Consider the following 2491-nt stretch of genomic DNA (forward strand, 5'->3'; position numbering starts at 1 on the left):
AAACAATCATATAGAATATGAAATTTAAAGGAATTATGACCCTCTGCCTTGCCGGCTTCGCGATTTCGGCAAACGCGCAGACCCATGTCGAAGGAGCCGAATACTACAAGGCTGACCAGTTCGACAATGCGAAAGAGCTCTTGCTCCGCAGTCTCAACAATTCAGGCACTGACAAGGCAGTGAGCGACTACTACCTTGGTATGATAGCGCTTCACGAGAAGAAAAATTCCGAGGCTCAGAAATATTTCGAACAGGGTATGCAGGCAAATCCTGAATATGGCTACAATTACATCGGAGCCGGAACACTTGCTCTTCTCAACGGAAACCAGAAAGAGGCAGAGCAATTCTTCAAACAAGGCGAATCCAAAGGAAAGAAAGACCCGTCTCTGCAGATTGCCATAGCACGTGCATACGACATGGCTGATCCGGTAGCATACCAGAAGCAGATTACAAAACGCGTCGAAAAAGCATACAAACAGGATATGAAGAACCCCGACTACTATATCTTCGAAGGTGACCTTGCCTCTGAAAAGAAAGACTGGGGTGATGCAGGTGCTAAATACGAAATGGCAACAAGCTATGACCCTGAGGCATCATATGCATATGTGAAATACGCCAACCTCTTCACAATGGTGAATCCCCCCTATGCGATCGACATGCTCAAGAAGCTTCTTGAAGTGAACCCGAACTCAGCATTGGGACAGCGTGAGCTTGCAAACGCATATTATAATGCGAAAGACTATAAGAATGCGGCTAACGAATATGGCAAATACGTTCAGAACCCAAGCCACTTCAAACAGGATGAAAACAGATACGCTTTCCTTCTTTTCTATGGAGGCGACTATCAGAAAGGCTACGAATATGCCACACAGCTTATGCAGCAGGATCCGGCAAACTTCACTGCACAGCGTTACCAGTTCATGAACGCCGCTCAGCTCGAATCAATGAAAGGCCAGCTTCTCCCCATGGCAGAGGCACTCTACACTGCGCACAAGGCAAATCCTGCCGCCAACAAGTTCGCGGCAATCGACTTTACCCTGATCGCAGACGAACTTTCCAAAGCCAAACGCGCAGACGAGGCTGTTGCCGTTCTTGAAGAAGGTATCAAGGAAATGCCCGACAACGCGGCATTCAGCAAGGATCTGGCAATGAAATATGTTGACCAGAACAATATCACCAAAGCCGCTGAAGCATTCCGCGACTACGTAAAGAAAATCGAAGAACCTGGTTATAACGATTACAACCAACAGGCTACATTCTCTTTCTATGCTGCCGTAGAGAATAAGGACAACCCGGCAAAAGCGAAAGAATTCTTCGATGAAGTTCTTGCCAACGCCGACAAAATGGCTTCTATCCTCCCTGACAACTATAAACCCAAGATGCTTCAGGGCGATGTGGCAAAACAGACCGCAGCCAACGAGGACGAGGCAGCTTTCGCCGCGCAACCCAAATATGAGGAGGCGGTTGCTCTTCTTGAGAAGAGTCCGGATCCATCACGATATGCACGCGATGCCAAGACTCTCTACATGTATCTCGGCAACTACTACATCAAAAAAGACGATGTAGCAAAGGCTAAGGAATACTATAACAAATTCCTTGCTCTTGATCCCGACAACGAAGCTGTGCGTAAATACGTTGACAGCCTTAAATAAAAGTATTTCCGATTACAATCGGTCAATTGGATAAAAAAGCTTCCATTCTGAAATGAATGGAAGCTTTTTTTTGATATCTTTTGCATTTTTTGTATTTTTGCAGCAGGTATAACCGCAAGGCTCCCCTCCTCCTCATTCACAAGATTAATGACAACTATGGCAAATCTGATTACTATCAAAAAAGGTCTTGATATTCCTTTGCAGGGAAATGCAAAGGATGAGACAACTGAAGACTCACGCACCGAGGTCTTTGCCATCGCTCCCGACGATTATCCCGGATACACATGGAAAGTTGCCGTAAAACCCGGTGATACGGTAAAATGCGGCTCACCCCTGCTTTGCGCCAAGGAATGCGGAGACATCACCCTGACCTCTCCGGTAAGCGGCATCGTGTCTGACATTCACCGTGGCGAACGGAGAAAAATTGAATTTGTGTCAGTGATTCGCGAAGGTGAGCAGACGCAGGCTGAAATCGAATCAGACGGCACCCTCCTTTCAGGATTGCGCAAGTCGGGACTTTTCGCACTGATGCGTCAGCGCCCATACGACATTGTGCCTGACTGCAACACGGCACCTCGCGATATATTCGTTACAGCTTTCGACTCCGCCCCTCTTGCCCCGGACCTTAGACTCAATATAGATGACAAATATCTTGAAAGCGGACTCAAGGCTCTCGCGACACTGACTGAGGGAAAAGTTTATCTCTCTGTACCTGCGGGTTCGGAAATAAAATCCAACGCCGCCGAGGTTTTTGAATTCAAAGGACCCCATCCGGCAGGAAACACAGGAACACAGATCGCAGCGATAAAACCCGTGAACAAGGGCGAGACAGTATGGAC

1 protein-coding gene and 1 pseudogene are annotated in these 2491 nt (G+C 47.4%); both read left to right on the forward strand.

Going from position 1 to position 2491, the window contains the following annotated elements; genetic code table 11:
* The first annotated feature begins 17 nt into the window (after positions 1-17).
* Entirely contained in the window at positions 18-1652 is a 1635-nt protein-coding gene (locus JX312_RS12205) for a lipopolysaccharide assembly protein LapB (RefSeq protein WP_123407618.1), read from the forward strand.
* A gap of 156 nt (positions 1653-1808) precedes the next feature.
* Positions 1809-2491: pseudogene (locus tag JX312_RS12210) on the forward strand (NADH:ubiquinone reductase (Na(+)-transporting) subunit A); the annotation flags it as partial.

Source organism: Barnesiella sp. CU968, from assembly GCF_905219685.1.
GTDB lineage: Bacteria > Bacteroidota > Bacteroidia > Bacteroidales > Muribaculaceae > Lepagella > Lepagella muris_A.